This window comes from Lactobacillus gallinarum DSM 10532 = JCM 2011 (assembly GCF_001434975.1).
Classification (GTDB): domain Bacteria; phylum Bacillota; class Bacilli; order Lactobacillales; family Lactobacillaceae; genus Lactobacillus; species Lactobacillus gallinarum.
This window is the reverse complement of record NZ_AZEL01000044.1, coordinates 55,638-78,572: the sequence shown is the minus strand read 5'-3', so window position 1 is coordinate 78,572 and position 22,935 is coordinate 55,638. Positions and strand designations below refer to the sequence as shown.

24 protein-coding genes and 1 other annotated feature are annotated in these 22,935 nt (G+C 35.4%); of the genes, 19 read left to right on the top strand and 5 right to left on the bottom strand.

Annotated elements, in window-relative coordinates; genetic code table 11:
- Nucleotides 1-130 precede the first annotated feature (130 nt).
- Nucleotides 131-400: a YSIRK-type signal peptide-containing protein gene (locus FC37_RS05365; protein WP_025005327.1), complete on the top strand. Its 270-nt coding sequence runs from the start codon at nucleotides 131-133 to the stop codon at nucleotides 398-400.
- A gap of 143 nt (nucleotides 401-543) precedes the next feature.
- Nucleotides 544-1,764: an Ig-like domain-containing protein gene (locus FC37_RS05360; RefSeq protein ID WP_025005328.1), complete on the top strand. Its 1,221-nt coding sequence runs from the start codon at nucleotides 544-546 to the stop codon at nucleotides 1,762-1,764.
- Nucleotides 1,765-1,864: 100 nt separating this feature from the next.
- Here the strand turns inward: FC37_RS05360 and FC37_RS05355 are convergent, their stop codons facing one another.
- The 3 genes from FC37_RS05355 to FC37_RS05345 are packed head-to-tail and all read right to left on the bottom strand — an operon-like array spanning nucleotide 1,865 to nucleotide 3,684.
- Nucleotides 1,865-2,353 carry a YbaK/EbsC family protein gene (locus tag FC37_RS05355; protein ID WP_025005329.1) on the bottom strand — a complete coding sequence of 163 codons (489 nt, stop codon included), beginning with the start codon at nucleotides 2,351-2,353 and terminating at the stop codon, nucleotides 1,865-1,867.
- A gap of 49 nt (nucleotides 2,354-2,402) precedes the next feature.
- Nucleotides 2,403-3,365, bottom strand: coding sequence for a membrane protein insertase YidC (gene yidC, locus FC37_RS05350; RefSeq protein WP_025005330.1), 963 nt, complete (start codon nucleotides 3,363-3,365; stop codon nucleotides 2,403-2,405).
- Between the two features lie 46 nt (nucleotides 3,366-3,411).
- The gene (locus FC37_RS05345) at nucleotides 3,412-3,684 is read right to left on the bottom strand and encodes an acylphosphatase (RefSeq protein WP_025005331.1); all 273 of its coding nucleotides are present in this window, start codon (nucleotides 3,682-3,684) and stop codon (nucleotides 3,412-3,414) included.
- A gap of 98 nt (nucleotides 3,685-3,782) precedes the next feature.
- Here FC37_RS05345 and FC37_RS05340 point away from each other — a divergent pair, with 98 nt between their 5' ends.
- The 8 genes from FC37_RS05340 to FC37_RS05305 all read left to right on the top strand — a co-directional run bounded on the left by FC37_RS05340 (nucleotide 3,783) and on the right by FC37_RS05305 (nucleotide 11,071).
- The gene (locus FC37_RS05340; RefSeq protein ID WP_025005332.1) at nucleotides 3,783-4,550 is read left to right on the top strand and encodes a TrmH family RNA methyltransferase; all 768 of its coding nucleotides are present in this window, start codon (nucleotides 3,783-3,785) and stop codon (nucleotides 4,548-4,550) included.
- Between the two features lie 88 nt (nucleotides 4,551-4,638).
- Nucleotides 4,639-4,989, top strand: a complete 351-nt coding sequence (locus tag FC37_RS05335; protein WP_025005333.1) for a winged helix-turn-helix transcriptional regulator — start codon at nucleotides 4,639-4,641, stop codon at nucleotides 4,987-4,989.
- Nucleotides 4,990-5,027: 38 nt separating this feature from the next.
- Nucleotides 5,028-5,235 (top strand) — a binding site (T-box leader).
- A gap of 38 nt (nucleotides 5,236-5,273) precedes the next feature.
- Nucleotides 5,274-6,323, top strand: a complete 1,050-nt coding sequence (gene pheS, locus FC37_RS05330; protein WP_025005334.1) for a phenylalanine--tRNA ligase subunit alpha — start codon at nucleotides 5,274-5,276, stop codon at nucleotides 6,321-6,323.
- Between the two features lie 3 nt (nucleotides 6,324-6,326).
- The gene (gene pheT, locus FC37_RS05325; protein ID WP_056945532.1) at nucleotides 6,327-8,741 is read left to right on the top strand and encodes a phenylalanine--tRNA ligase subunit beta; all 2,415 of its coding nucleotides are present in this window, start codon (nucleotides 6,327-6,329) and stop codon (nucleotides 8,739-8,741) included.
- Nucleotides 8,742-8,817: 76 nt separating this feature from the next.
- Nucleotides 8,818-9,294, top strand: coding sequence for a transcription elongation factor GreA (greA, locus tag FC37_RS05320; protein ID WP_014918467.1), 477 nt, complete (start codon nucleotides 8,818-8,820; stop codon nucleotides 9,292-9,294).
- A 62-nt stretch (nucleotides 9,295-9,356) separates the two neighbouring features.
- Nucleotides 9,357-10,271: an L-lactate dehydrogenase gene (locus FC37_RS05315; RefSeq protein WP_025005335.1), complete on the top strand. Its 915-nt coding sequence runs from the start codon at nucleotides 9,357-9,359 to the stop codon at nucleotides 10,269-10,271.
- A 268-nt stretch (nucleotides 10,272-10,539) separates the two neighbouring features.
- Nucleotides 10,540-10,806: a type II toxin-antitoxin system RelE/ParE family toxin gene (locus tag FC37_RS05310; protein ID WP_306424291.1), complete on the top strand. Its 267-nt coding sequence runs from the start codon at nucleotides 10,540-10,542 to the stop codon at nucleotides 10,804-10,806.
- On the top strand, nucleotides 10,775-11,071 hold the full coding sequence (locus FC37_RS05305) for a helix-turn-helix domain-containing protein (protein ID WP_081776553.1): 297 nt from the start codon (nucleotides 10,775-10,777) through the stop codon (nucleotides 11,069-11,071). Before FC37_RS05310 ends, FC37_RS05305 begins: the two co-directional genes overlap by 32 nt.
- A gap of 63 nt (nucleotides 11,072-11,134) precedes the next feature.
- On the opposite strand, the gene FC37_RS05300 is transcribed toward FC37_RS05305, so the two are convergent.
- Complete coding sequence (locus FC37_RS05300) at nucleotides 11,135-12,058, bottom strand: N-acetylglucosamine kinase (RefSeq protein WP_025005337.1); 924 nt, start codon at nucleotides 12,056-12,058, stop codon at nucleotides 11,135-11,137.
- An 80-nt stretch (nucleotides 12,059-12,138) separates the two neighbouring features.
- Nucleotides 12,139-14,757: a YfhO family protein gene (locus FC37_RS05295; RefSeq protein ID WP_056945531.1), complete on the bottom strand. Its 2,619-nt coding sequence runs from the start codon at nucleotides 14,755-14,757 to the stop codon at nucleotides 12,139-12,141.
- Nucleotides 14,758-14,847: 90 nt separating this feature from the next.
- On the opposite strand from FC37_RS05295, the gene FC37_RS05290 reads away from it, so the two are divergent.
- The 9 genes from FC37_RS05290 to glnA all read left to right on the top strand — a co-directional run bounded on the left by FC37_RS05290 (nucleotide 14,848) and on the right by glnA (nucleotide 22,888).
- Complete coding sequence (locus FC37_RS05290) at nucleotides 14,848-16,956, top strand: peptidoglycan D,D-transpeptidase FtsI family protein (protein WP_025005338.1); 2,109 nt, start codon at nucleotides 14,848-14,850, stop codon at nucleotides 16,954-16,956.
- 76 nt (nucleotides 16,957-17,032) lie between these two features.
- Nucleotides 17,033-17,182: a 50S ribosomal protein L33 gene (rpmG, locus tag FC37_RS05285; protein WP_003548272.1), complete on the top strand. Its 150-nt coding sequence runs from the start codon at nucleotides 17,033-17,035 to the stop codon at nucleotides 17,180-17,182.
- 48 nt (nucleotides 17,183-17,230) lie between these two features.
- On the top strand, nucleotides 17,231-17,791 hold the full coding sequence (locus FC37_RS05280) for a 5-formyltetrahydrofolate cyclo-ligase (protein ID WP_025005339.1): 561 nt from the start codon (nucleotides 17,231-17,233) through the stop codon (nucleotides 17,789-17,791).
- A 19-nt stretch (nucleotides 17,792-17,810) separates the two neighbouring features.
- Entirely contained in the window at nucleotides 17,811-18,491 is a 681-nt protein-coding gene (locus tag FC37_RS05275) for a rhomboid family intramembrane serine protease (protein ID WP_025005340.1), read from the top strand.
- Nucleotides 18,492-18,719: a YqgQ family protein gene (locus FC37_RS05270; RefSeq protein ID WP_025005341.1), complete on the top strand. Its 228-nt coding sequence runs from the start codon at nucleotides 18,492-18,494 to the stop codon at nucleotides 18,717-18,719. It abuts the gene before it with no gap.
- 58 nt (nucleotides 18,720-18,777) lie between these two features.
- Nucleotides 18,778-19,179, top strand: coding sequence for a rhodanese-like domain-containing protein (locus FC37_RS05265; protein ID WP_025005342.1), 402 nt, complete (start codon nucleotides 18,778-18,780; stop codon nucleotides 19,177-19,179).
- A 78-nt stretch (nucleotides 19,180-19,257) separates the two neighbouring features.
- Nucleotides 19,258-20,178 carry a tRNA (adenosine(37)-N6)-dimethylallyltransferase MiaA gene (miaA, locus tag FC37_RS05260; protein ID WP_025005343.1) on the top strand — a complete coding sequence of 307 codons (921 nt, stop codon included), beginning with the start codon at nucleotides 19,258-19,260 and terminating at the stop codon, nucleotides 20,176-20,178.
- The gene (locus tag FC37_RS05255) at nucleotides 20,171-21,418 is read left to right on the top strand and encodes a methionine gamma-lyase family protein (protein WP_025005344.1); all 1,248 of its coding nucleotides are present in this window, start codon (nucleotides 20,171-20,173) and stop codon (nucleotides 21,416-21,418) included. The genes miaA and FC37_RS05255 overlap by 8 nt, the downstream gene beginning before the upstream one ends.
- Before the next feature lie 132 nt (nucleotides 21,419-21,550).
- Nucleotides 21,551-22,888, top strand: coding sequence for a type I glutamate--ammonia ligase (gene glnA, locus FC37_RS05250; RefSeq protein WP_025005345.1), 1,338 nt, complete (start codon nucleotides 21,551-21,553; stop codon nucleotides 22,886-22,888).
- Nucleotides 22,889-22,935 lie beyond the last annotated feature (47 nt).

Genomic DNA, 22,935 nt, shown 5'->3' with positions numbered 1-22,935 from the left:
AAGACAAGGCTAAGCTTTAAATGATATGTAAAAAGAGTAATTTATGCGCATTAAAAAAAAGAACTAGAATGAATTTTGTAAAGATAAACGTTGTTATTGATTCAAAACTTGAGTACTGGGAGGTTAAATCATGTTGTCAAAAAATAATTTTGATGAAAAACTTAAGCAAATGAATAAAAAAAGTGATAAGTTTTCGATTAGAAAGCTTACAATCGGTGCAGCTTCCGTTTTGATTGGAACAGTATTTTATTTAAATAATGGTGGTAATGTAGTGCAAGCTGCGGATGACGTTCCCAACCAACCCGCTACTCAAGTTGAAAAACAAAATATAAACCAAAAAACAGTAGGTAAGGTCTCAACAGATACTGCTACTTCAACTTTAAAGGCAGATAATACATAGCAAGATAATGTTGTTAAAGTTAATACTTCTGTTTCACCAGAAAGTGAAATAAATTCAAGCAAGATAGTTGTTAATAAAGATGCAAGAGAGAAAACTGCTAACTTGAATGAAGTTGGGCTTCAGGGGATAAAAGCAAAGAATCATTGCCTGCATCTGCATTAAAAACAAGTAAAGTTGAAAAGACTGATTCAAAACAGGTTAATGGTCAAGATGTATCTAATAAATTGGAAGATGTAAAGACAAATATCACTGATTCAAAAGGAAAAGCACTTGAAGATAATCAAAATGTTGAACCAGAAAATGGAGATATACTCAGAGCTAATTATTCTTTCAAACTTCCTAATGATTCCGTAAAAAGTGGTGACGGTTTTAAGATTCATTTTAGTGACAATCTGAATTTATATGGTACGACTGATCCTAATTTTATGAATAATCATGCTCATGAAGAAGGACGTAGTATACCAGATTTAATGGATCAAGATGGTGATATAATTGCTACTACTTCTAATAAGGTGACGGATAGAGATATTCTTTATACTTTTACTTCAAATATTGATGGTAAGGAAGATATATCTGCTTCGCTTTCTATTCCTGTATTTATCGATCCTAAAAATGTCCCTAATGATTCACAACAAGAGCTTGAGACAAACATTGGATCGAAAACTTATAGTAAAGATGTAAATGTAAAGTATCGTACATTTAATAATGATATTCAATCTGAAAATTCAAATCTAAATGGTGAAGCCTTTATAGATAAAGTTAATCTAGATAATAATACTTTTAGACATACTATTTATATTAATCCTCTAGGCAAAAGTATTGGTGATGAAACGGTTACTATATCAAATTGCCCCAAGACAGATTCAGAAGTAAATTATAATAATCATGTCACAAAGATTAAAATATATGAATTAAATAATCAGAATTCATTTCCAACTCAAAGTATGTATTTTGATCCGGACGCTGCAAAGGATGTCACAGATGCCTTAGCAGGAAACATGCATTTTTATGGTAATAAACTATATTTAGAGTTACCAGGAAATGATCCATATGATAGTGGTAAATATAATGATAAAAAGTATGTTGTTCACAAGAAACATCAATCATGGAATAAGAATAGTGGGATACATGCTGAAAATAATCGCTGGACTAATAACTACGTACCACAAGGGGAAAGCTGGTCTAATGATTATAAACCATATGGTGAGAACAGCATACAAAGCAAAGTGGTTAATGAATCAAGTCATAAAACATTACCTCAAACAGGAGAAAGACATAGTATTATGACTATTATGTTAGGTTCTTTACTTGCTGCAACTGGATTAATGGCTTTGTTCATAGATGATAAACGTAAGAAAAATTAAAGAATAAATCCTTAATAATGTAAAAGAGATTGAATATCTGCGTTATAAAAACGTTAGATATATCAATCTCTTTTTAGTTTATAATCGTAATTTTTTCTACCTAAAACGCTCTTTCTTCAACCAAATGCCCATAGCTACTCAAAATACGTGTTAAATCGATCCATTGCAGACTAATCGTTTTAGTATTGTCATTAGGGTGCACACCAACAAAATTATTTTCTTCCATCGCTTCTTGATCAATGACTAATGGAATTGTATTAGTTTGATCGTTTAAAAGGCTGAACGGAGATACTAAACCTCTTTTTACCTTTAATTTGTTCATTAATTCATCTTCATTAGCCATAGTTAAACTAGAAGTAAATAATTCTTTTTCTGCTTTCTTCCAATCTATTTTTTTATTTTCAGGAAGCGTTATTAAAAAATATGATTTTTTATCTCGCGTTTTAATAAAAAGATTTTTACATTTAGCGAAAGTTCTATCTTTTAAATATTGGTCTGCTTCTTCACAGGTTGAGACCGCAGGATGAGTAAATGTCTGATAAGTAACATCATGCTTGTCTAATAAACTAAGTAATTCTTTGCTGTTCATAAAGTTTTTCCTTATTAAAAAAGCCAGGAAAAATCCTGACTCCATTTTATTATTTACGTTTTTGCTTACCCTTATTGCGGTTACGTAAGTCTTGGTGCAATTCCTTCTTTGCTTGACTAGTAGTGCTATTACCAGAATTAGTATCAAACAAATCGGCAACTTTTTCTTTAGTAACTACAATTTCAACCGGCTTATCCTTTAATTCATCAGCCACATGTTTCTTAACGCTAGGTGTAAGAATGAAGGTAACAATGATTTGTTGAATAATCATTACTAAGTTACCGGCTGCCCAGTATAATGCTAAAGCGCCTGAGAAGGATAAACTGAAGAATAAAGTCATAATTGGGTTGAAGATCATCATTGATTGCATGGTCTTCTTTTGTTCTTCAGGAATACCGATTAATGAAATGTATCCTTGAATTACCGTAAAGATAGTCGCAACAATCGCTAACACAACTGACTTTTGACTAAGTGAAATGCCAAAGAAAGTTGAGTGAGCCAATTGTGGTGAGTAGAATACCGCTTGATAAATTCCCCACATAATTGGCAACTGAATGATCAATGGCAAACAACCAATCCCGCCAGTTAATGACATTTCATTCTTAGAATAAAGTTCTCTTTGCCAACCTGACAAGGTCATTTGTTGTTGAGGAGTAATTCCTTTATGCTTCATTGCAGTTTGGATTAACTTCATTTGTGGTTGCAAACGAGCCATCTTTTCTTGTTGACGCACACTCTTGTTTTGTTGAACAAGCATTAAAGGCATTAAGATTAAACGAACAACGACGGTAATAATCACAATACCCCAACCTGCGCCGTTGTCACCACCGACCATATGAGCCGTGTGAATCATGATATTTTGTAATGGTCGGCCTAGCCATTGGTAAACCCAACCATAAATGCCACTATGAGGTGCAACATTAGGATTATTTGTAGCACCACAAGCACTTAATACAAGAGCAGTAACTACTAAAAGTGCTAAGACTCCCGTATATCTTTTGATTTTCTTCATTAAATAAATCACCACTTAGTTTCTATAGTAAATAAAATATGCATCTCTAATATAATACATGAAAATCATGCATTTGTTCCACATTTGGGATAGATTCTTGTGCAATATTTTCAATATGAGCGAATCCTGATGCAGATGGTAGTTTTTCAATAAAATGATCAATTTTATCGGGAGTACTTTGTAAGTAAATAGTAACAGTGCCATCCGAATTATTTTTAACAGTACCAGGGATGTTCATTTTATTTGCTAGTGCCGTAGTGCTCCAGCGAAAGCCAACGCCTTGTACTAAACCAGAGACAGTTAATTTTCTTGTTTCCATAGTATTTTCCTTCTTAAAAATCAATTTCATTTTTAATTTTAACATGTTCTATGCTCATTATACTTTATAATAGAAAAGGATTAAAAAAGGAGAAACATATGCAACAAATTAGTTCAGTTAATAATGCAACGGTTAAAAAGTTAGCTAAGTTAAAGCAGAAGAAGTATCGAGATGAAGAAGGCCGCTACTTAATTGAAGGTTTTCATTTGTTTGATGAAGCCATTAAATCTGGTAAAAAGTATCAATATCTCTTGGGTACTGAAGAAGCTCTCGATAAGGCAGAGGAAGACTATGATGTCGATCTAAGTGGTAAGAATGTAATTTTGATCAATAAAGCGATTGCGCGTCATTTAAGCAGTACCAAGAATTCACAAGAAATTTTTATGGTACTAAAAATTGATCAACCTCGTGAATTTCCATTTAATTATGGTAAGTGGGTTTTACTTGATAATTTAGCAGACCCAGGTAATGTTGGAACAATCATTAGAACAGCTGATGCAGCTGGCTTTGATGGGGTGGTACTTTCTCCAGAAAGTGCAGATTTGTATAACCCTAAGACCCAGCGAGCAATGCAAGGCAGCCAATTCCACATTGATTTGATTAAGCGTGATTTGGCTGATGTCATCACTGATTTTCAAGATGCGGCAATTCCCGTTTATGCAAGTATGTTAGATAAGACTGCTAAACAATTGCCTGATTTTGATAAAGTACCACAACTTGCTTTAATTATTGGTAATGAAGCTCATGGTGTTAGCTCTACGATTGCCAGCTTAAGCGATGAAAAATTGTATATTCCAATTAAAGGCAAGGCAGAATCCTTGAATGCGGCCGTAGCAGCAGGAATTATGATTTATTACTTTGCATAGCACTTGTATTTAGTAAGTGAATTTCATATAATAACTTATGGTCAGAGTAAAACAAAAATATAATATATGGTTATGGAGGAATTTACTTATGCAAGAAGTCAAAGAAAAAAAGGAGAGCGCTCCTTGTAAACCCGAAGACTACGAATTATGTGGTCATTTTATCAATGCTTTTCAAATAATTGGCAAAAAATGGAACGGCTTAATTATTAGTTCATTATGTGATACAGAAGATATGCGTTTTAAAGACTTGGCTCGCTGCATTGAGGCATGTTCAGATCGAGTTTTAGTAGAACGACTTAAAGAACTCGAAAAAGATGATATTGTTAAAAGAAGTGTTGATAAGGAGACAGGGATTATTTCCTATGGTTTAACTGAAAAAGGGGTAGAACTTAAACCAGTCTTTGATCAAGTACATAATTGGGCCGATAAATGGGCTTAAAGACTTGCAAGAACAAGCAAAAAGAAATATCATAATAGTTAATTACTGAGATCAAGACTAGTAACAGTTAATTATCTGAACAGAGAATCTTCTTTAATAAGCTGAAAGAGAAGATAGAATAGTTAATTGTGAATTTCATCTTGGGAGTAGAATCTAATCAATTCCGGTATTTCACCGTTAACGAAAACTTGAGTGTGGGCAGATAATGTCCAAACTAGGGTGGTACCGCGACGCTTCGTCCCTATTGAGGGACGGAGCTTTTTTGTTTTGAAAGGAAAGAATTAATGGACTTATTTGATAAGTTAAAAGAGCTTCATGAGCAAGGTCTTGAAGAAATCAAAAAGGCTACTGATGAACAGACTTTGAATAAAGTCAGAGTTGAATTAGTTGGACGTAAGGGTGAATTAACTAAGATTTTGCACTCTATGCGTGATGTTGCACCAGAAAACAGACGCGAAGTCGGACAAAAGGTTAATGAACTACGCGATTTATTTAACAAGCAATTAGATGCTACTAAGGCTGAAATCGTTAAAGCAGTTTTAGTAAAAAAGCTTGAAGATGAAAAAATTGATGTTACTTTGCCAGGTTGTGAAGGACATTTAGGTTCAAAGCACCCAATTAATGTTATTTTGGATGATTTGGAAAGTTACTTTATCGGTATGGGTTACAAGGTAGTACAAGGTCCTGAAATTGAAACTGATCACTACTGTTTTGAAATGATGAATTTGCCAAAGGATCACCCAGCACGTGATATGCAAGCTACTTTCTACATTGATAGTGAAGACTTGCTTAGAACCCAAACTTCAGGTGACCAAGCAAGAGTGTTAGAAAAGCATGATTTTTCTAAGAGTCCGCTTAAGATGGTTGGTCCTGGTAAGGTATACCGTCGTGATGATGATGATGCCACTCACTCACACCAATTCATGCAAATGGAAGGTTTAGTAGTAGATAAGAACGTTACAATGAGTGATTTAAAGGGTACTCTTGAAATGATTGCTAAGCATGTCTTCGGTCAAGATAGAGCTACTCGTCTTCGCCCAAGTTACTTCCCATTCACTGAACCATCAGTTGAAATGGACGTATCTTGCTTTAACTGTGATGGTAAGGGCTGTCCAATTTGTAAATACACTGGTTGGATCGAAGTATTAGGTGCTGGTATGGTTCACCCTAACGTATTAGAAAATGCTGGTATTGATTCAACTGTTTATGGTGGTTTTGCCTTTGGTTTAGGATTAGACCGTTTTGCAATTTTGAAGTACGGTATTGACGATATTCGTGATTTCTACACTAACGATGTTCGTTTCTTGAAGCAATTCCGCAAGGAGGAAAATTAATTTATGTTAGTTTCATACAATTGGTTACAAGATTTTCTTAATTTAGATCAAGATCCTCACGACTTAGCTGAAAAGATTACCCGTACTGGTGTTGAAATTGCTGACGTTAAGCATCCAGAAGAAGGACTTAAGAAGTTAGTTGTCGGTAAGGTCCTTGACTGTAAGGGTGTTGAGGGTACACACCTTCATTTAACACATGTTGACGTTGGCGAAGATGAACCACTTCAAATTGTTTGTGGTGCTCCTAATGTTGCTGCAGGTGAATTAGTAATTGTTGCTCTTCACGGTGCCCGTATTGCTGGCAATGAAAAGATCAAGAAGGGCAAGATTCGCGGCATGGAAAGTTACGGAATGATCTGTGGCTTGCAAGAAATTGGCTTCAGTGACAGCGTAGTACCAGAAGAATTTGTTGATGGAATCTATGTTTTCCCAGAAGATGCAGACGTTAAGCCAGGTCAAGATGTTTATGAAGCACTTGGAATGGATGACTACATTTTAGACTTCGATATTACGCCTAACCGTGCTGATACCTTAAGTATGGAAGGCTCAGCTTACGAAGTTGGTGCAATTGTTGATCAAAAGCCTAAGGTAGAAGATGTTTTCTTAAAAGAAGATGGTCCTGACTGGACAGATTCTCTTGATGTTAAGGTTGATGAAAAGTTAGCACCTAAGTTTTACTTACGTAAATTAACTGGCGTTAAGATTCAACCATCACCACTTTGGATGCAAAGACGTCTTTGGAATGCAGGCATTCGCCCAATTAACAATGTAGTTGATGTAACTAATTACATTATGCTTTTAACTGGTCAACCAATGCACGCCTATGATGCTAAGACTTTCTCAAATGGAAAATTAGAAGTTAGATTAGCTAACAAGGGTGAAAAGCTTACTTTATTAAATGAAAAAGAAGTAGATCTTGATCCTAATGATATCGTTATTACTGATGGTGAAAAGCCTGTAATGATGGCTGGTGTCATGGGTGGACTTAACTCAGAAATTACTGCTGAAACTACTGATGTAATTTTAGAATCCGCAATTTTTGATCCTACTTTGGTTAGAAAAGCTGCTCTTCGCCATGCAAACCGTACAGAAGCTTCTAGTCGTTATGAAAAGGGCGTTAACTGGGATGGAACTGAAAAGGCAATTAACATGGCTGCACTCTTGCTTAGAAATGATGCAGATGCAACTGTAGATGAAGGCATTATTAAGGCAACTGACACTAAACGTAAGCCAGTTGTAGTTAAAACTACTGTTTCATACATTAATCATGTTTTAGGTACTGAAATTTCTGCTAAAGATATGATTAAGATTTTTGATCGTTTAGGCTTCATGGTTGAGCACGATGGCGATAATATTGCAGTCCATGTTCCAAATAGAAGATGGGATATTGCTATTCCTGCCGATTTAGTTGAAGAAGTTGGTCGTATCTATGGTTACGATAATTTGAAGTCAACTCAACCACTTTTGGCTGAAACTCACGGTGGTTACTCAGAAAAAGAAGAAATGATGCGTCGTATGAAAGCTATTGTCGAAGGACAAGGCTTAATGGAAGCTATTTCTTACTCATTAACTTCACCAGAAAAGGCTGTTCGCTACACTAAGGATCCTAAGGATTTAGTTAAGGTTCAAATGCCACTTAACTCAAGTCGTTCTGCTATGCGTGAAAACTTGATGACTGGTTTAGTTGATGCAGCTAGCTACAACTTTGCTAGAAAGCAAACCCAATTGGCATTGTTTGAACAAGGCCGTGTTTATGATCATGATGGTGGAACATTTAATGAACATGAACATTTAGCTGCTTTATATTCAGGCAATACCTTTGCTGAAAACTGGCAACACTTAACCCAAAAAGTGGACTTCTACTTTGTAAAAGGTCAATTGACTAACCTATTTACTGCAATTGGCATTGATCTCGAAAAGGTAGTCTACAAGGCTGAAGGCATCAAAGGGATGCACCCAACTAGAACCGCTGCTATTTACATTGATAAGCAATATGTTGGTATGATCGGTATGATTGCTCATGCTGTAACCCTTGCTGACAAGGCTCTTCGTGGTTCAGAACTTTATGGTTATGAAATTAACCTAGATGTAATTATTCCTATGCTTACTAAGGGCATGACTGCTACTCCAGCTCCTAAGTTCCCAGCAATTGAACGTGACCTTTCATTGTTAGTCAATAAAGATGTAACTAACCAAGAAGTTGAAAATGTCATTAAGTCTAATGCTGGTAAGTATTTGACAGCTCTTAAAGTAATTGATGTTTACGAGGGTAGTCACATTGAAGTTGGCAAGAAGAGTATAGCTTACAGTTTAACTTTCTTGAATAGAAAGGATACTTTAACTGATAAGGTCGTAAATAATGCAATGGACAAGATCAGAGCAGGTCTTGAAAACGATCTTGATATTAAAGTACGTTAATGGTTGACTTTAATGGTGTAAACCAATATCATTGATCAATGCAAAGAGAATTTAATTTCTGAGGAGTTAAAATAATATGCCTGAAAAATCTTATCCAATGACTGCTGAAGGTAAAGAAAAACTTCAAGCAGAATTAAAGAATTTAAAATTAGTTAAGCGTCCAGAAGTTATTGAACGTATTAAGGTTGCACGTTCATTCGGTGACTTATCAGAAAATTCTGAATACGATGCAGCTAAGGATGAACAAAGTCACGTAGAAGACAGAATTGCTCAAGTAGAAGACATGCTTAAGTACGCACAAGTTGTCGATGCTGACAGTGTTGATCCTAATGAAGTTTCAGTTGGTAAGACTGTTACCTATACTGAAGTTGGTACAGATGATGCTGAAACCTACACTATTGTAGGTAGTGATGAATCTGACCCATTAAATGGCAAGATCTCAAATGATTCACCAATTGCACAAGCACTCTTGGGCAAGAAGAAGGGTGAAACTGTATCAATTACCACTCCTGGTGGCCAATTTGACGTTGTAATCAACAATGTTGAAGCATAATAATTGAGAAGAGGAGTTAGGTAAAACTAACTCCCTTTTTGTTAGAAAGAAGGTTTTTAAAAATGAGAACAGTAGGAATTATCGGAATGGGTCATGTTGGTGCAACTGTCGCATATACTTTATTTACTCATGGCATGGTTGATGATTTAATTTTAATCGACAAAAATGAAGATAAAGTAAACGCTGAATACAATGATTTACATGATACTTTGGCTAGAAATGATAGTTATGTCAATGTAAGAAAGCAAGATTGGGATGGTCTTGAAGATGCCGATATTATTATTACTGCTTTCGGTGATATTGCAGCTTCAGTTAAGACTGGCGATCGTTTCGGCGAATTTGAATTAAATGCAAAAAATGCTAGACAAGTTGGTGCAGATATTAAGGAATCAGGCTTCCACGGAGTTTTGATCAATATTTCTAACCCTTGTGATGCAATTACTCAAATTTTGCAAGAAACTTCCGGTTTGAAGAAGAATCGTGTCTTCGGTACTGGTACTTTCCTTGATACTGCAAGAGTACAAAGAATTATTGGTGAAAAGTTAGGACAAGATCCACGTAATGTAGAAGGTTTTGTTTTGGGTGAACATGGTTCTTCTCAATTCACCGCTTGGTCAACGATCAGAGTTAACAATAAGATTGCTTTCCAATTATTTGGCGATGAAGAACAAGAAAAGATCAGTGAACAATCAAATAAGAACGCATTTGTTGTGGCAAACGGTAAAGGCTATACTAGTTATGCCATTGCTACTTGTGCAGTTCGTTTGGTTCAAGCTGTATTTAGCGATGCACGTTTATACTGTCCTGTTTCAGTTTATAATCCAGAATACAAGACTTACATCGGCTATCCAGCAATTATTGGCCGCGACGGTATTGAAGAAGTAATTGAATTGAAGCTTACTTCTGAAGAAAAGGAAAAACTTGAAGCAGCAGCTGATAAGATCAAGGAACACTTGGATCAATTGAAGAAAAAATAAAATATTGATTTAGATAAGAAGACGAGAAGTTACAATTGCGTAATTTCTCGTCTTTTTAATTTTTCCAAAAAAATTTTCGTCTTTTTTGCGTAATAAATAGTGGGAGGTAAATTTTGATTCTTATGTATATGAATTTGATAGTATATTTGCTATCATAGAAAGGGAGTAATGCGCGAAAAAAGCTAAAATTTGAAATGTACGAGCGTTTAAACGGTCATAATGAATTTTATGAGTATTTGAATTCATTGACAGTTAAGGACAGGCAAAATTGTTATCACTTATTAAGCAAATAGAGCTTAATGGTATAAGTGTCGCTATTCAGCAACATTGGGTAGGAGTAATTGATTCAAATATTTTTGAACTTAGGGCTATATTCTCTAATAAACGGATGAGAGGTTTGTACTTTCACGTAGATGGTGACAAGTACATAATTACGCATGGTTTTACAAAAACGACCAAAAAGACGCCTCTTCGAGAAATTAAGCATGCTCATGATATAAGAAATGAATATTATGAAAGGAAAAATTATGAGTAAAAGTATTGATGATGTAATTCAAGAAAAAATGAAAAATCCGGGATTTAAAAAAGCATTTGAAAAAGATATGGCTCAGTTTAGTAGCTCAGTGGCACTTTTAAAAGCTAGAGAAGATGCGGGCTTAACGCAACGTGAACTAGCTGAAAAGGCTGGGGTACCTCAAAGTACAGTAGCTCGTATTGAACGTGGATACAGTACGAGTACCAAAACGCTTTCTAAACTTGCAAATGCAATGAATAAAACTATGAGAATTGTAATTTCATAATAATCAAAAAAGCCCACAACTTCTACAATTTGTAAAAGCTGTGAGCTTTTTCTTTGTTTTAAATTAACGATCTTCGTGGTTAGTGAAGTAACGGTAATCTTTACTCTTGTCGAATAATACGGCACGAGCGTTTTCACCATTTGAGATGGAGAAGATTGCGTCAGGGTATTTATCCTTAACTTCGTCTTCAATAAGTCCTCTCATCATTTCGTTGTTAGCCAAAACTGAACCAGTCAAAGCAATCTTCATTGGCTTTGGATCTTCGTAACGATTAAGACCAATAATAATATCGCGAGCTAACAAGTGAGCTTGATGTTGGATGATCTTGATTGCGTCATCGCTGCCTTCATCTGCAAGCTTAGCAACATGAACTGCCATGCCGGCAACTTCAGGATTAGACATTCTGTAGAATTTAGCGTTACATTCATCCATGTGTTCTACGTCGAATAACTTAGTGAACATTGGAATAAGTGCATTATCTTCACGCTTGTCCCAGCTAAGAAGTGCAGATTGCATAGCTGAACGAGCAATAGCATAACCTGAACCTTCGTCACCTAAAATGTTACCGTAACCACCAACAGCGATTAAGTGACCGTTTTGTAAGCCGTTGTATACTGAACCAGTACCAGCGATAACAAGAGCACCGTCATCACCTTCAAGACCAGCATAAAGGGCTAAGAGTGAGTCAGTAATAGCACGGGTAGGTAAGTTGTTGATTCTTGATGAAATAGTAGCAGCAACTTCAGGTGCGTTACCAACAACTGAAAGACCAGCAATACCTACTAAAACGCGCATACAGTCGCCGTCAATCTTGTTTAACAATTCGTTAATAGTATCTGAGATGTTTTTAATTCCGCCTTCGTAATCAGCGTTAATTTGACCAGGACCGCCTTCTGCGCGACCAAGTTCTTTGCCGTTTTCGTCATATGCAATGGCAGTTGAGTGAGTACCGCCTGCATCTACACCAATTTGGTATGTAAGAGCCATATTCAAATCTTCTTTCTATATTAATTTATCCATATGATAACGTATTCATTTTATTACATTTTTATATTATAGGTCTAGTATTATTTCTCCATGTTAACGCTAACACTGATATTTTTGTTTATTTTTATGTAAATTACTAAGGTAATCAAGCTGATTAATAAGCCGATTATGAGAATCCATGGAATATAAATCAAAGTTATCTGATGTTTACCGGGATTGAGGTTAAAACTCAGAAAAGCATTAGCAAATAGTACTTTATTTTTATGAAGAATTTTACCATTATCAATTACTAACCAGTTAATACTACTTGGGATAGTAGATTTCATGGTCATTTTTTTATGAAGGGAAAAATGATTGGATTTGATAACCAAGGCAGAGGGTTGAGTAATTTGAGGTTGAATTTGCTTAAATGAATGCATTTCTTGGGCTAGCTTTTTGGTATCTAAACGCCATAAATTTGTTGCATTTAAGTCTAAATTGTCTTTTTTCAGAGTAATAGCAATTTGGATACGTTGGCCACTTTGTCTACTTCCTAAATTTATCAGTCGAGTATTTGAATCACGTACTGTAAGGTTAACGAAACTACCGTTAACGTACATATCAATAGCGTTGTCATCAATATCACCAGGCAACTCGAGATAATAAGAAGAATTTGTTTTAGGCCTAAGGTTAAAAATTAGACGAGCTGATTTATTCTTTCTCTTTTTGGAATATTGCATCCAGCCGCCATCCCAACTTGAAACATTAATCTTTTTTGGATCGGGCCAAATTACATTATGGAAGAGAGTAGTAGTATTGCCAGTTGCCGCTTGTAAAAATTGAGTTTGATTTTTAGTGATATTACTAGGATCGAACTTCATCTTTTTGGTAGAAGTTGGTGATAAAAATAAAAGTGGCAGTGCATAATTATTTTTCATTAAAATTAATTGATTAAATCGTTTTTGTAAATGATAATCACCAACGTCGATTCTTTGATTTTTATTATCATATTTCATTTGTTTTTTTTCTTTAAGTGGGGTGATTTCTTCATTAGGAAGAATGTAATATTTAATGCCAAAAAGATCGTCAGTAATTGGAGTACCGCCAAAATTGGTATAAGAATTGCTGTTATTAACAAAACCTAGATTATTTAACAGCGACAGCACATGTTGGTTGGAGATGGAATTGAAGTTGCTCAAACCATAATAATTAGCACTAAATGGATCATCATCGGAACGATAAAAATTCTTTTCGGTTCTATATAAGCTTTGATCATGATTAGTTTCATAGTTAGTAACTTGCGTTGTATTTTTTACAAAATTTTGATAATCGTAATTTTTTTGATAGGCCAAATTTCCTAATGATAAGACCAAATTAATTACCAATTCCAATTCAATTATTAAATAAAAGAATATTGCTGCATAATTGTTTTTATTATAAATAAAAGCGATAAACAGTAAGCCCAAAGCTAAAAAAGCTCCTGTGGCAATTTGAGCATTTTCATTTAAGAAATCAAATGATTGATCATTAAACGTGACAAAAAGAATCAGTCCCAAAGCAACAATAGCTAATGGCAGAACTTGCCATAGTTTGATTTTTTCTTGCTGATTTAATGCGATGATTGCTAAGTTTAAAGCTAAAAAAATCAACACAAAACTAAAGCGACCAGGGTACCAGACAGGAAATTGACCTAAGTGCCATAGTAAGACTAATGGTGTCCAAAATAGTGAAGCGATTAAAAATAAAAGCAGGAGGCCATTAGCTAATTTAGTTTTCCAATTAATTTTTTTATTTAGAAAGTAAAGAATAGTCAACAACAAAAAAGGAAGAGGAATAAAAATATTTGGCATCCCTTCTTGCATTTCATGAAAATTATAAGCACCATCGGCAAGCTTAGTTATTTGATTATATGGGATAAATTGAAATCCCCATGACCAATTTGCAGAAGATGCTGCCTTTCCTTGCAACATTTCAATAAAAACTGGCAATAACATAAAGGCATCTAAAAAAGACCCCAAAATACTTTTTATTAAATATGATTTAAAAATAGACCATTGCTTTTTTCTATTGAAGAAGAAAATCTGGGTCAATAAATAAAGAAAGCCAAAAGCTAATGTCATAAATGCGGTATAAAAATTGGTAAACCACAGTAAAAATGTGATTAAGATTAGATGGCTTTTCTCTTGCCTTAGCGTGCGATCGATTTCATTAATTAAAAGAGGCAAAAGTATAACTGAATCTAGCCACATCAAGTTGAAGTGGTTGGCGATAACATATCCTGATAATGCATAGGCGCTGCTTGCAGCTAAAGCGTAGAATGGCATATTTATTTTTTGCTGCCAGTAATAATAACTAGTTAGGCCACTTGTAGCGATTTTTAGTCCGATAATTATTAAAATAGCTTGCGGTAATAAATTTTCTGGAAATAAGAATAAAAGTAAATTAAACGGGCTAAAAAGATAATAAGCATCTGTTGCTAACATCGATCCGCCTAATCCATTTGAAAAGGAATAAATTAAGCGAAGGGGATGAGAAAACAAGTTATTTCTAAAAAAAGCGAGGAAATCAACATATTGTTGCCCCAGGTCTACTGTTAAAACGCCATTTTTGGTATAAAAGAAGTAGCTGAAGAAAATTAAACCAGGTAAAATAAAACTTAATAAAAAAAGAAGATTTTTTTTAGCAGTAAATAATTTATGGATAGTAAAATAATTATTCATCTTAAAATTTAGCTAAGCTCCATTCTCAATCGTAGAATTAACGTTCAGTTTTTGTTAAAATACATACAGTTTTAGTAAGGGACGATATACGTGGATTATTTTAGAAAAAATAGTGGGACTGGTTCAAACAAACAGTCTTCTACTCCAATAAGAATGCGAATCATCGTAGGGGTTATCCTTGTGCTTTTTGCGATGTTGATCGGACAACTGGCTTATTTACAGCTAGTATATGGATCTCGTTTTAAAGCAGAAGTACAACAATCGGATTCGACAGTTGTTTCAAATCAGGTGCCGCGAGGTGTTATGTATGATGCTAAGGGACATGTATTAGTAGGAAATAAGGCTACTAATGCTATCACTTATACTAAGAGTGCTTCGACCACCACAACGCAGATATATCAAATTTCTAATGCGTTGAGCAACTATATTAAGATTACAGATGAAAAGCCGACAAAGCAAATGATTGCCGATTATTATTTAGCTGATGAAGATAATAATACTAAGATTTCAGCTGAATTGCCTAAATCAGCTAAGGTAGATGCAAGCGGAAATAAGAAAACTAATTCCGAGGTTTACCAAGCCGCAATTGCTTATGTTGAAAAAATGGATCCTAAGTTAACTGAAAAGCAGAAAACGGCCGCATTGATCTTTAATAAGATTTCTGGTGCCTATACTTTATCAACTATTTATATCAAAAATAAGGGCTTAACTGATAAGGAAATCGCTCAAGTGGGTGAGCACCTATCAGAGTTGCCAGGTGTCGGTATCGGAACTGACTGGCAAAGATCTTATCCAAATGGTTCATCTATCCAAAGTATTATTGGTTCAGTTTCTACTGAAAAATCCGGATTACCTAGCGATAACTTGCAGTACTACTTGAGAAATGGCTATTCTCGTAATGATCGAGTAGGTACTTCATATTTGGAAAAGGAATATGAACCGCTATTAAAAGGAACGAAGTCAACTAGCAAGGTAACTACTAAGTCTAATGGTAATATTCAACAGACTAAGACAGTTTATGATGGACAAGCTGGTGCCAGCTTAATGTTGACCATTGATGCCAAGTATCAAAAGGAAGTTCAGGCATCTTTGAAGCGAATTTATGGTTCAGCTATTGGTGCAGGAGCAGCTCGCTATTCTAACGGTGCCTACGCCGTGGCAATGAATCCAAATACGGGAGCATTATTAGCGGTAGCTGGTATTAACCGTAATACGAATACAGGCAAGACTACCGATAATGCCTTAGGTGTAATCAATCAGTCATTTGTTATGGGGTCAGTAGTTAAGGGTGCAACTGTTTCTGGTGGTTTGATTAATAAAGTTATTACTCCTACTAGCAACACTTTGCCCGATACGCCAATTTATCTTCCAGGTTCACCAGTTAAGAAATCTGTTTACCCAGTCGGAACATTCAGTTCATTGGATGCCGAAACAGCGCTAGAAGTTTCAAGTAACATTTATATGATGCACTTAGCAATGAATTGGGTTGGTGCAAAATATGTACCTAAGACCTACATCCATATGCCAGACAATGCTTTTAATACTTTAAGAAGAAACTTTGCAATGTTTGGTCTTGGTCAAAAGACTGGTGTTGACCTTCCTGGTGAAGTTGCCGGAATTGAAGGTAAGTCCTTCAATTCTAAAGGAAATATTCTTTCTGGTTCAGTACTTGACTTGGCATATGGTAACTATGATGCTTATACACCAATTCAGCTTGCTCAATATGTATCTACAATTGCTAATGGTGGTTATAGAATGCAGCCATATATTGTGCAGTCTGTTGGGAAGACAAGTAAAGACGGCAAGAAGATTTATATTAACTACAATAAGAAGCCAAACGTTCAACAGTCTATTCCATGGACTCCAGATGAATTAAACGTAGTTAGAAAAGGATTCTGGCGTGTAGTACATGGTACAAATGGTTGGGGTACTGCTCACTACTTGAAAGATGTTAAACCATCAGTTTCAGGTAAAACTGGTACTGCCCAAACTTTCTACTATGATGCTGAACACCCTAATAGAAAACATAATATTGAATTAATTAACGCTACTTTCATTGGTTACGCTCCATCTAAAAATCCAAAGCTTGCTGTAGCTGTGGTGTTCCCAGGTCTTGATCCAGACATGGAAGGGAAGTATACTTTGCAAGTCGCTAAAGCAATGATTCAGGATTATTTTAAACTTCATTCAACAAAATAAAGAATTAACACTGGTCAAATTGCTTGAAAAATGCTATTCTAGTACAGTCAGAATAAAAGTGTAGGTGGTGAAAAAAATGGCAGATAACATCATTTTAGAATGCACCGAATGTGGCGATAGAAGTTACTTATCTAAGAAGAACAAGCGTAAGCATCCGGAACGTTTATCTTTGAAGAAGTATTGCCCAGTTGAAAGACGCGCAACACTTCACCGTGAAACTAAGTAATAAATCAAAGTAGCAGGTTGTGTGCCTGCTATTTTTTGTAGGTAAAAAATGAAAAAATCAGAATTAAGAAAAATACAAATAAATAAATTAAAGCGTTTTGCCAAAACTGAAGATAAAAAATTAGAAGATACAATTTTACTTAAAAAGTTAATGGAATCTGATTTAATCAAAAATAGTCAAACTATTGGAATAACTGCTTCTCTACCTTTAGAGGTGGATACTTCCGAAGTAATTGCTCATTTATGGGATGAGGGTAAAGAGGTATATTTGGCCAAAGCTGAAAATGATCAAGATCATACTTTAAATTTTTTGCATTACACATATATGAGTAAATTGAAAAAATCTAGTTTTGGTGTAGAGGAAATCGCTGACCCAGATGCTATAGTTAATAATCATTTGGACTTGGTGATTGTGCCTGGATTAGCATTCGCACTTGATTCTCACGTTCGTCTTGGTTTTGGTGGCGGCTATTACGATCGCTTTTTAGCAAAATATAATCCTAAGACTGTATCACTAGTGAATTCTCAAATGCAATTCCAACATGCTGAATGGCCTGTTGAAAACACTGATATACCAGTTCGGACGCTGATAACTACTGAAACACATTAATTAATTTAAGGAGGCTGGAATGAAGCAAAAAATTAACCTCTCACAAATATTTGTGACCTTAGGAATTTTAATAGTTTTATTAATAGTCTTTTTAGTTGAAGTCTTTTTAGGTGGCTCCGAAAGCGTCAATGTTTTGATGAAAATGGGAGCCATGAATAATTATGCGGTAGTCGCTGGTCATCAATGGTGGCGTTTATTTACTGCTCAATTTTTGCATATTGGTGTCATGCATTTAATATCAAATGCTGTCATTATCTATTACATGGGTCAATATATGGAGCCAGTTATGGGTCATACGCGCTTTTTAGTTACGTATTTATTGGCTGGAGTTGGTGGTAATTTATTTAGTTTGACTTTTAGTTCAGATCGAAGTTTAAGTGCAGGAGCTTCAACAGCTTTGTTCGGACTTTTTGGGGCTATGGTTGCCATTGGCTTGCGTAATTTCCATAATCCAATAATTAGTTTTTTAGGAAGACAAGCTTTTGTCTTAGCACTGATTAATTTAGCGTTAGATATTTTTGTACCCGGTATTGATATTTGGGGTCATATTGGTGGTTTAATAACTGGCTTCTTGCTAGCTATCATTTTAGGTGATCGCGTAATGCGGACGTATAATCCTAAGTGGCGCGTTTTAGCGGGCGCTGTTTTGATCGTTTATATAGTGTGGACTGTTAGAACAGGAATGGTTATTAACTTTTAAATGAAGACTTTATACGATGTACAACAACTTTTAGAAAAATATGGCATTTTAGTTCATGTTGGTAAAAGAATCTGGGATATTGAATTGATGGCGCTCGAACTTGATAATATCAATAAAGCCGGTTTAATTGATAAACATGATTATATGATTGCAAAATTGATTTTACGTAGAGAACATAGAATCGAAGAACTAAAAGAGGAAGATAAAAAGAAAAAGGATAGCAAGTAAATTAGTTTAGCGGTATCATTATATTTGTAAGTTTTTATGGAAGGGCAGATTAAGGTTTATGTCGAGTTTTTTAATTATCTTAGATTTAGTTTTATTAGCCATTATTTTAGTTTTTGTAGGTATTTGGGGATGGAATAAGATCCAAGCCAAATCTATCGGCGGTGAATTGACTAATGAAGAATTTAAGGCAGGCATGCGCAAGGCACAAATTATCGATCTGCGTGAAAAAGAACCGTTTAAGCGCAAGCATATTGATGGTGCCCGCAATTTGCCATATACAATGCTTAAATACCAATATAATGAACTTAGAAGTGATTTACCGGTTTATCTTTACTCAGATTCAAACACAATTACTTTGAGAGCTGCCCGTTTCTTAAAGAAGAAGGGCTTTGTTTCAATCCACTGGCTTAAAGGTGGTTTTGAAACTTGGGATGGTAGAACTAAAAAGTCTAAATATTAATAAAAAAAGACACATTTAGAGCTGAAGGAGCCTAAATGTGCTTTTTTGTATCAAAAATAAAATTGAAAAGATGATGATATGCAAAAAGTACTAGCAATAGTAGGGCCAACTGCCATTGGTAAAACAAATTTGGCAATTTCTTTGGCGAAAACATTAAATGGTGAGATTGTCTCTGGTGATTCTATGCAAGTTTACCAAGAAGTGGAAGTCGGTACAGCTAAGGCAACTAAAGAAGAGCAGGCAGAAGTTAAGCATTATTTAGTTGATACACGATCAGTATTTGATGAATATTCTGTCAAAGATTTTGTTGGTGAAGCTACTAAGGCGATCACAGATATTAGTGAAAAAGGTAAATTTCCTATTTTAGCAGGCGGAACAGGCTTTTACGTTAATGCTCTGTTGAATAAAATGCAGTTGGGAGAAAAAAAGGACGAAGACAGCGGAACTTCCCAAAAGTGGGAAGTTTATTTAAAGCAGAATGGACCGCAAAAGTTGTGGGATATTTTAAATGAAAAAGATCCAGAAGCTGCTAAGAAAATCCCAGTTCCTAATTCGCGCAGAACGATGCGGGCATTAACGGTGATTGATCGTACAGGTGAAAAATTTTCACAACAACAAAAAAAGATTGAACCTAGATATGATTATCTGATTATTGGTTTAAATTCTGACAGGCAAGAAATTTATCGCCGAATTAATTTGCGCGTTGATCGCATGATGCAAAAGGGGATGCTAGAGGAGGCAAAGTTTATTTATCAAAATAGGGATAAAGAACATCAAGTATTGCAAGCTATCGCATATAAAGAATTTTTTCCTTATTTTGAAGGCAAAAAAGCTTTAGACGAGTGCGTTGAGCAACTTAAAACTGCATCTAGGCGGTATGCGAAGAGACAGCTGACATACTTTAGAAATCAGTTGCCAGTTAATTGGTTTGATCCATTAAATGATCCTGATTGTAAGGCAAAAATTATTGAAAAAGTAGAGGCATGGAAGAATGAATAATATACCAGATGAATTGCAAAAAATAGTAAAAGAAGTAGATAAACAAATAGCTCCTAAATTGGCAGAAATTGAGGATCAGATTGTTTATAACCAGGCTAAGGTATTGCAAGCATTTCAAGATAATAGCGTAGCAGAAGCTGATTTAAACGGTGCTACAGGCTATGGTGATGATGACATTGGTCGTGATAAGTTAGATCGAGTTTATGCGCAAGTCTTTGACACGGAAGATGCATTAGTGCGCCCTCAGTTTGTTTCAGGTACTCATACTTTGTTTACAGCATTGAATGGTAATTTGAAATATGGCGATACTTTGACTTATTTGACGGGGATGCCATATGATACTTTGCAAAAGGTAATTGGTTTAACTGATGACAAGCGTGGCACTTTGGCTGAAAAAGGCGTTAAGTTTTCATATGTTCCGCTAAAAGATAATTTGGTTGACTATGATGAAGCTGAGAAGATTCTCCGTAGAGATCAGCCTAAGGTGGTAGCGATCCAGAGATCACGTGGTTATTCGACTCGTAAGACTTTTACTATCGACCAAATTAAAGAGATGATTGCTTTTGTTAAGAAAGTTAGTCCACAAAGTATTGTCTTCATTGATAATTGCTACGGTGAATTTTCTGAAAAGCATGAAGCAACAGAATATGGCGCAGATTTAATGGCCGGTTCTTTAATAAAGAATGCCGGTGGTGGTCTTGCTAAGATGGGTGGCTATATTGTCGGTAAAAAAGATTTAGTGGAAAATGCTCGTCTTGCACTTACCGCTCCAGGTTGCACTGATGAAGGAGCAACAATTGGTAACTTGCATGACTTCTATGAGGGCTTTTTCTTAGCACCTAATGTAACTGGTATGGCTGAAAAAGGTATGATTTTTGCGGCAGCCTTGTTTGCTAAAATGGGAATGAATGTCACTCCCGCATGGGATGAAAAGCGTAGCGACATTATTGAAACAATTATCTTTAATGATCCTGACAAAATGATCAAATTCGTTCAAGAAGTACAAAAGAATTCTCCAATTGACTCTTTTGTTACTCCAGAAGCAGTTCCAATGGAAGGCTACGAAGATAAGATTATTATGGCAGCGGGGAACTTTGTTTCAGGCTCAACTATTGAGTTTTCTGCAGATGGTCCAGTTAGACCACCTTATGCGGTTTATATGCAAGGTGGCTTAACATATGCGCATGATAAAGTAGCTGTTATTAATGCTGTAAGGGATACATTCTTTAATCAAAAATAATTTTAAATTTTTACTAGACCAATTTGACATTTATAAATTGGTCTGCTATTGTATTAGTCAGTTCTAGGAGATAAAAATAAATCATAGGACCATATCAATTTAATATTTTTGTTTTTATAGGTGGATAAAACTATGAGTAAACAATATACTGCAGAAGAAATTAGAAAAGAAGTTGAAGATAAAGACGTTAGATTTTTACGTCTTTGCTTTACTGATATTAATGGTACTGAAAAGGCTGTTGAAGTACCTAAGAGTCAATTAGACAAAGTTTTGAATAACGATATTCGTTTTGATGGTTCTTCAATTGATGGCTTTGTTCGTCTTGAAGAAAGTGACATGGTTTTATATCCTGACTTTTCAACTTGGACAGTTTTACCTTGGGGTGATGAACACGGTGGTAAGATTGGACGTTTGATTTGTTCAGTTCATACAACTGATGGCAAGCCTTTTGCAGGTGACCCAAGAAACAACTTGAAGCGTGTTATTGGTCAAATGAAAGAAGCAGGCTTTGATACATTTGATATTGGTTTTGAAATGGAATTTCACCTTTTCAAGTTAGATGAAGATGGTAATTGGACTACCGACGTTCCAGATCATGCATCATACTTTGATATGACTTCAGATGATGAAGGCGCAAGATGTCGTCGTGAAATCGTTGAAACTTTGGAAGGTATGGGCTTTGAAGTTGAAGCAGCTCACCATGAAGTAGGTGATGGTCAACAAGAAATTGACTTTAGATTTGATGATGCATTGACTACTGCAGATAGATGCCAAACCTTCAAGATGGTTACTCGTCAAATTGCAAGAAAGCATGGTTTGTTTGCTACATTTATGGCTAAGCCTGTTGAAGGCCAAGCTGGTAACGGTATGCACAACAATATGTCACTCTTTAAGGGTAAGCGTAATGTCTTCTACGATGAAAATGGTGAATTCCACCTTTCAGATACTGCTCTTTACTTCTTAAATGGTATTTTGGAGCACGCTCGTGCAATTACTGCAATTGGTAACCCAACTGTTAACTCATACAAGCGTTTGATTCCTGGTTTTGAAGCTCCTGTATACATTGCTTGGGCTGCTAAGAACCGTTCACCACTTGTACGTATTCCTAGTGCTGGTGAAATTAACACTCGTTTGGAAATGCGTTCAGCTGACCCAACTGCTAACCCATATCTTTTACTTGCTGCATGTTTGACTGCTGGTCTTAACGGCATTAAGGAACAAAAGATGCCAATGAAGCCAGTTGAAGAAAACATCTTTGAAATGACTGAAGAAGAAAGAGCAGAACATGGTATCAAACCATTGCCAACTACTCTTCACAACGCAATTAAGGCATTTAAGAATGATGATTTAATCAAGTCAGCTTTAGGTGATCACTTAACTCATAGCTTTATTGAATCTAAAGAATTAGAATGGTCTAAGTATTCACAATCAGTTTCAGATTGGGAACGTCAACGTTACATGAACTGGTAAAATAGCTAATTAATAAGAATCCTCATAGTTCGAAGCTATGAGGGGTT